This is a genomic window from Micromonospora sp. NPDC093277, assembly GCF_044765245.1.
Taxonomy (GTDB): Bacteria; Actinomycetota; Actinomycetes; order Mycobacteriales; family Micromonosporaceae; genus Micromonospora.
This window is the reverse complement of the sequence record NZ_JBIWJO010000007.1, coordinates 454,207-461,230: the sequence shown is the minus strand read 5'-3', so window position 1 is coordinate 461,230 and position 7,024 is coordinate 454,207. Positions and strand designations below refer to the sequence as shown.

Sequence of the window (7,024 nt, the reverse complement as noted above, 5' to 3'; positions counted from 1 at the left end):
TCCCTGGCCTCGTACGCCGGGCAGACCGTCACCCTGAAGTTCACCGCCACCGAGGACGTCATGCTGCAGACCTCCTTCGTGGTTGACGACACCGCGGTCAACGTCTCCTGACCTGGCCGTACCGTCGGCGGGCCCGGCGGCCACCCCACGCGGGTGGTCGTCGGGCCCGCGCCGTTATGGTCGGCCGGACCGGCGGCGGAGGAGGAGACATGTCGGACGCGGAGCTGACCGTGGCGGTGACCGGCCCGGTGGCGACCGTGGTGATCCGGAATCCGGCCCGCCGCAACGCGATGACCCCGGGGATGTGGCGGCAGCTACCGGTGCTGCTCGACGGCCTCGAGACGGACCCGGCGGTGCGGGCGCTGGTGCTCACCGGCGCCGGCGGCACGTTCTGCGCCGGCGCCGACCTCGGTGACCTGGACGAGCTGCTGGAGGCCGGGGACGGCAGCATCGCCGTCGCCGCCGAGGAGCGGCTGGCGACCTTCGCCAAGCCCACCGTGGCCGCCATCGAGGGCGCCTGCGTCGGCGGCGGATGCCAGCTCGCCGTCGCCTGCGACCTGCGGCTCGCCGCGGCGGACGCCCGGTTCGGCGTACCCCCGGCGCGGCTGGGGCTGGTCTATCCCGCGCCGACCACCCGGCGGCTGGCCCGCCTGGTCGGCCCGTCCGCCGCCAAGCACCTGCTGTTCACCAGCGAACTGGTCAACGCCGACCGGGCGCTACGGATCGGCCTGGTCGACGAGGTGCTGCCGGCCGACGCCCTGGCCGACCGGGTGGCGGCGGTCACCGCCGCCGTCGCCGAACGCTCCCGGCTCACCGTCATGGCGGCGAAGGAGATCATCGACGGGCGGGCCGACGACGCGCGGATCGCCTGGTGGCACGGGCAGGTCCGGGCCAGCGGCGAGGCCCGCGAAGGGGTGGCGGCGGCCAACGAGCGCCGCCCGCCGCGCTTCGGCTGGACCCCGCCCGCCGGCGACTGACAGCCGCCGAGCGGGGGAGGGACCGGCGGGCGCCGCGCCGGAGGCGTACCCCCGACGCGGCCCCCTGTGCCCGCCGGCGGCCGTCACCGCCCCGCGAGCGCCGCCCAGGTCGGCGTCACCGGCTCACGTCGCAGCGGCATCCCCGCCTCGGCCGGCGTCCGGTCGCCCTTGCGCTGGTTGCACTCGTAGCAGGCGGCGGTGGTGTTCTTCCAGGTGTTCCGGCCGCCGCGCGAGCGGGGCAGGATGTGGTCGATGGTGCTGCCCGGGGCGTCGCAGTAGGCGCACCGCCAGCCGTCGCGGCGCAGCACCCCGCCCCGGGACCAGGCCGGGCCGGAGCTGAAGCGCCAGCGGGTGACGACGTAGCGGACGAGGCGGACCACACGCGGCATCGGGAAGACCCCGATCACCCGATTCGGCTCGGCCTCGTGGATCTCGGCGACCCGCCGGCAGAGCATCCGGATCGCGTGCTGGACGGTGACCCGGTGCAGCGGGCCGAGGTCGGCGTTGACAACGAGGACGGCGTCCACCGGGCTCTCCCTTCACGATCGGTGGAACGGCAGCAAAAAGCCGCCCTGGTCCACGGGACGGGCGGCTTCTGACGAATACGCGCGTACGCGTCAGTCGGGCCACCCGGCACGGAGACCTTCGGCTCGGCAACCGTCGCTGCGCAGCCACGACGGCACAGTGGTGGCGTGTCGTAGCGACATCGACGGCTCCCGGAGCGGTGGTTGACCTTGCGCGATCACGGTAGGACCGCACGGAGCGGGGGGCAACGCATTTCGATCGGTCTGGACGTCGGTGCGTTCACGATCGGAGGGGCTGCGGGCATCGCGAGCGGCTGACTACCATCCGGGCATGGCCGAGCCCCTGCGCGACCGCGCGCTCCGCGCTGCCGGGTGGCGGCCCTGGGCGAACGACACCCACCCGCACTACGTGGTCTGCGGCTCCGACGCGCTGGCGTACCGGGTGGTCCGATCGTTGCTCGCCACCGAGTCGTCCACCCGGCGGGTCCGGGTCACCCTGGTGGTGCCCGAGCGCCGCCGCACCGAGGGCCCGGACGGCCGGGACATCGAGGGCGTCCAGGTCGTCCTGGCCGACCGGCTCGACGAGGCCACCCTCCGCCGGGCCGGGCTGGCGGGCGCCGACGGGCTGGCCCTGCTGCACCAGGACGACGTGGGCAACATGCACGCCGCGCTCTGTGCCCAGGAGGTCGACCCCCGGCTCCGCCTGGTGGTACGCATGTTCGACACCAGCCTCGCCAACGGCCTGCGGCAGCTCTTCCCCGACGCGGCGGTGCTCTCCGACGCCGCGATGGCCGCCCCGGCGTTCGTCGCCGCCGCCCTCGGCGAGCTCGCCCCCACCCACTTCCGGCACGGGGGCCGCACCCTCTACGCCGCCCGGCGTGCCGACGTACGCCCGCGGGACGTGGTCTGCGGGCTGGCCGTCACCACCGACCCGGAGCTGGTCAGGGTGCTGCCCGCGGACGAGGCGGCGGCCGATGTGGTGCTGGCCGAGGCGACCGGGCGGCCGGCCGGCACCGAGCTGGCCGCCCGCCGGTTGGCTCGGGCCCGGCGGCGCCGGCGACCCGTGGCGGTGCTGCTCCGCGCGATCCGCAGCTTCGCCACCCGCAAGATCGGCATCGCGGTGCTGGCGCTGCTCGGCATGATCGCCGTCCTCGGCTGGCTGAACGCCCGCGCCGCGCACGCGATGAACTGGACCGACGCGCTCTATCTCACCCTGGTCGACACCCTGAGCGGGGAGGACCCGGACGTCGACAAGTCGACCGCCGCCCAGGTCATGCAGGTGGTGCTCAACCTGGCCGGGCTGGCGCTGATCCCGCTGATCACGGCGGTCGTGGTCGACGGCATCGTCAACGCCCGCCTCGCCCTGCACAACGGCCGGTTCCAACCCGACCGCTCCGGTCACGTGGTGGTGGTCGGGCTGGGCAACATCGGCACCCGGGTGATGGCCCAGCTCTACGACTTCGGGGTCGAGGTGGTCGCCATCGACCGGAACCCCGACGCGCGCGGAGCCCCGCTGGCGCACCGGCTCGGCGTACCACTGATCGTCGGGGACGCCGGCGAGGAGGAGACGCTGCGGGCCGCCTCGGTGGCGGCCTGCCAGGCGCTGGTGGTGGTCTCCACCGACGACGGGGTCAACCTGCGCGCCGCGTTGAACGCCCGTAGCCTCGACCCGGACCTGCGGGTGGTGCTGCGGCTCTTCGACGGCGACTTCGCCGAGCGGGTCCAGCAGGCGTTCGGCATCGGCAACTCGCACAGCGTGTCGTACCTGGCCGCGCCCGCGTTCGCGGCGGCGCTGCTGGACCGTGCGGTGATCGCCACCATCCCGGTCGGTCGGCACGCGCTGCTGGTCACCGAGGTGCCGGTGGTGGCCGGCTCCCCGCTGGACGGCCGCCCGCTCGCCGCGGTGGCCCGCCCCGGGGAGGTACGCCTGCTCGCCCACAGCCGGGCCGGGCAGAAGACCGACTGGTCCGCCGACCCGAGGATGGTGATCCAGGCGGGGGACCGGCTGACCGTGGTCGCTCGACGGGCCGGGCTGACCGCGCTGCTCCGGGAGACCACCCTCGTCCCGCCGGAGCCGGCCGGGGCACCGGCCCCGAGGCAACCGGACGAGTGACCCGGGTCAGCCGCGGCGGATGGTGTGGCGCAGGGCGTACCCGAGGGCGCCGAGGGCGAGCACGCCGAACCCGGTGACCACGCTGGCCAGCGGCAGGCTGACCGCCAGCACCAGGCAGCCGACCAGCCCCAGCGCGGCCAGCAGTTGCACCGGGACCTTCCGGGCCGGCTCGCGGCCCAGGGTGAGCGCCGAGGCGTTGGTGATCGCGTAATAGACCAGCACCGTGCAGCTGGAGAAGCCGATGGCGCCCCGGATGTCGCCCACGGCCACCACGACCACCACCACGGCGGCCACGGCCAGCTCGGCGCGGTGCGGCACCCGCAGGCGCGGGTGCACGGCGGCCAGGACGCCGGGCAGGTCCCGGCGGCGGGCCATCGCCAGCGCCGTCCGGCCGACCCCGGCGATCAGGGACAGCAGCACCCCGGTCACCGCCACGGTCGCCCCGGCCCGGACCAGCCAGGCGAGGTCGGGCAGCCCGGCGGCGGAGACCGTCTCGGCGAGCGGCGCGGCGGCGGTCGACAGCCGCTCCTCGCCCAGCACGCCGAGCGCGACCACGGCCAGCACCAGATAGCTGGCCAGCACGATGCCGAGCGCGAGCGGCACCGCGCGGGGGATGGTCCGCGCCGGATCGCGGACCTCCTCACCGAGGGTGGCGATCCGGGCGTACCCGGCGAAGGCGAAGAAGAGCAGCCCGGCGGCGGTCAGCACGCCACGCAACCCGGCCCCGCCGACGCCGTCCAGCCGGTCGAGCGCGACGTGCGGCGCGCCGGTCACCGCCACCACGACGAGCACCGTGAGGGTGACGCCGACCAGCACCCGGGTGGCGGTCGCGGTCTTGCCGATGCCGCGCAGGTTCACCGCGGTCACCGCCACCACCGCGAGGGCCGCGACGAGCCGCGCCCGCTCCGGCCAGAGGTATGCCCCGATGGTCAGCGCCATCGCCGCGCAGCTCGCCGTCTTGCCGACCACGAACCCCCAGCCGGCAAGGAAGCCGGCGAACGGGTGCAGCCGTTCCCGGCCGTAGACGTAGGTGCCGCCGGACTCCGGGTAGCGGGCGGCCAACCGGGCCGAGCTGGTCGCGTTGCAGTAGGCGATGAAGCCGGCCAGGGCCAGCGCGACCAGCAGTCCCACGCCGCCGGCAGCCGCGGCGGCCGGGGCGAAGACCACGAAGACGCCCGCACCGAGCATCGATCCCAGCCCGATGACCACCGCATCGGGTACGGCCAGCCGCCGCGCCAGTTGCACCATGGGCGCAGGCTAAGGGGCCGAGATGAACGGGCGGTCCCACTTCCGCAGCGGACCGGGCAACGGCAGGTCGTTCCAGGGCACCCGGTGCAGCAGCCGGTCCAGCAGCAGGCCGAGCAGCAGCCCGGCGACCGAGTCGGTCAGCCAGTGCCAGCCGAGGTAGATGGTGGTGCAGAAGACGACCAGCGGCGGTACCACCCGGACCACGGCGACCAGCCGGGGCCCGACGGTGTGGCCGAGGGTGCGCAGCAGCGGTGCCAGGAGCAGGGCGAGCATGCCGTACCAGACGATCCCGTTGGCCACGTGCCCCGACGGGTACGACTGGGCGAAGCGCACCGGCAGGTCGTGCTGGAACAGCGGCAACGTCTGGTCGGGCGGCAGGAACGGCTCCCGGACGCTGGCGCTGGGCGCGGGCCGGGCGGTCCACACCTTCAACGGCCCGATGGTCAGATAGGTCAGCACGAACGCGGCCACCGGCGGCAGCACCGGGCGGACCGAGCGGAGCCGGACCGCCACCACCACCCCGAGCCCGGCCGCGAGCAGCGTCAGCGGGGTGCCCTGGCCGAGATAGTTGAGGATCATCGCGGCCCACCGGGCGGCCGTCGGACGGTGCTCCTCAGCCCAGTCGGCCACCCCCCGGTCGAGGCCGAAGAGATGATCGGTGGCGAGCGCCACGGTCAGGCACACCAGGGCCGCGAGCAGCAGCCCGTCGAACCACCAGCCGGCCGGCCGGACGGGCCGGAGCCGCAGCTTGTCGCGTACCCCAGTGGTCTCCCGCACGCGACCACGCTACCGGCCGCCGGCCCGCCGCGACCGTTCGGCGGTTGTGTGCCGGCCCACGATGGGAAGCGCGGCGGCGGGTCAACCGTCAGACTTGTTCCCGTGCGGATCACCTCGGCCCTCGTCGACCCGGCACTGCTCGACCTCCCCTGGTCGACCCCGCTGGAGGAGTGGCCTGCCCAGCACCTGGTCGCGCTGCCGCAGGGCATCTCGCGGCACATCGTGCGCTTCGTCCGGCTCGGCGACTACGTCTACGCCGTGAAGGAGACCGGCGAGCGGGTCGCCGAGCGGGAGTACGACCTGCTCCGGGCCCTGGAGCGGATCGACTTCCCGTCGGTCGAGGCGATCGCGATCGTGGCCGACCGGCTCTCCGACGACGGCCAGCCACTGGACCCGGTGCTGATCACCCGGCACCTCCAGTTCTCGCTGCCGTACCGGGCGCTCTTCTCCCGGACGCTGCGACCGGAGACCATGAACCGGCTGCTCGACGCGCTGGCGGTGCTGCTGGTCCGGATGCACCTGACCGGCTTCTTCTGGGGCGACTGCTCGCTGTCCAACACCCTGTTCCGGCGGGACGCCGGCGCGTTCGCCGCGTACCTGGTGGACGCCGAGACCGGGGCGCTGCACCGCTCGCTCTCCAACGGGCAGCGCGGTGAGGACCTGGAGATCGCCCGGGTGAACATCTTCGGCGAGGCGCTGGATCTCCAGGCCGCCGGGCTGCTGCACGAGTCGATCGACCCGGAGGTGGTCTGCGAGGAGGTCGTGCAGCGGTACGAGCGGCTCTGGCACGAGATCACCTACGAGCAGCAGGTCGAGCGGGAGGCCCGGCACGACATCGAGGGGCGGATCCGTCGCCTCAACGAACTGGGCTTCGACGTCGCCGAGGTGGCCATGTCCAGCGCCGACAACGGGCGCTACCTGGTCCGGCCCAAGGTGGTCGACGTCGGCTACCACACCCGCCGGCTGCTTCGGCTCACCGGCCTGGACGCCGAGGAGAACCAGGCCCGCAAGCTCCTCAACGACCTGGACGCGTACCGGACCGAGAGCGACCTGATCGACGAGCAGCAGGCCGCGCACCGCTGGCTCACCGAGGTGTTCGAGCCGGTGGTCCGGGCGGTGCCCGCGCACCTGTGCAGCAAGCTGGAGCCGCAGGAGCTGTTCACCCAGATAATCGAGCACAAGTGGCTGCTCTCCGAGCGGGCCGGCCGGGATGTCGGCATGCGCCACGCCGTGCGGTCGTACCTGTCGGACGTGCTGGTGCACCGCCCCGACGAGCAGGCCGTCCTGGGCGTCGAGGTCCCCACCGCCGGCTGACGGCCGGTGTTCGGCTGCTGACGGGTTGCGCCCCGGCGTGGGCGCCGGCCGGGCGGAGCCGGCCGGGCGCA

6 protein-coding genes are annotated in these 7,024 nt (G+C 74.4%); 3 read left to right on the top strand and 3 right to left on the bottom strand.

Annotation, left to right across the window (positions count from 1 at the left end):
* Window positions 1-209 precede the first annotated feature (209 nt).
* On the top strand, window positions 210-977 hold the full coding sequence (locus ACIRG9_RS18760) for an enoyl-CoA hydratase/isomerase family protein (RefSeq protein ID WP_402857099.1): 768 nt from the start codon (window positions 210-212) through the stop codon (window positions 975-977).
* A gap of 83 nt (window positions 978-1,060) precedes the next feature.
* Here ACIRG9_RS18760 and ACIRG9_RS18755 read toward each other — a convergent pair whose 3' ends face one another.
* Window positions 1,061-1,504 (bottom strand): HNH endonuclease, encoded by a 444-nt coding sequence (locus tag ACIRG9_RS18755; protein ID WP_402857097.1) that lies wholly within the window; start codon window positions 1,502-1,504, stop codon window positions 1,061-1,063.
* A 328-nt stretch (window positions 1,505-1,832) separates the two neighbouring features.
* Here ACIRG9_RS18755 and ACIRG9_RS18750 point away from each other — a divergent pair, with 328 nt between their 5' ends.
* On the top strand, window positions 1,833-3,614 hold the full coding sequence (locus tag ACIRG9_RS18750) for an NAD-binding protein (protein WP_402857095.1): 1,782 nt from the start codon (window positions 1,833-1,835) through the stop codon (window positions 3,612-3,614).
* A gap of 6 nt (window positions 3,615-3,620) precedes the next feature.
* Here ACIRG9_RS18750 and ACIRG9_RS18745 read toward each other — a convergent pair whose 3' ends face one another.
* Both ACIRG9_RS18745 and ACIRG9_RS18740 read right to left on the bottom strand, forming a co-directional pair.
* Window positions 3,621-4,862, bottom strand: a complete 1,242-nt coding sequence (locus ACIRG9_RS18745) for an APC family permease (RefSeq protein ID WP_402857093.1) — start codon at window positions 4,860-4,862, stop codon at window positions 3,621-3,623.
* Window positions 4,863-4,871: 9 nt separating this feature from the next.
* Window positions 4,872-5,639, bottom strand: coding sequence for a phosphatase PAP2 family protein (locus ACIRG9_RS18740; protein WP_402857091.1), 768 nt, complete (start codon window positions 5,637-5,639; stop codon window positions 4,872-4,874).
* 102 nt (window positions 5,640-5,741) lie between these two features.
* On the opposite strand from ACIRG9_RS18740, the gene ACIRG9_RS18735 reads away from it, so the two are divergent.
* Entirely contained in the window at window positions 5,742-6,953 is a 1,212-nt protein-coding gene (locus tag ACIRG9_RS18735; protein WP_402857089.1) for a DUF4032 domain-containing protein, read from the top strand.
* The last annotated feature ends 71 nt before the right edge of the window (window positions 6,954-7,024 follow it).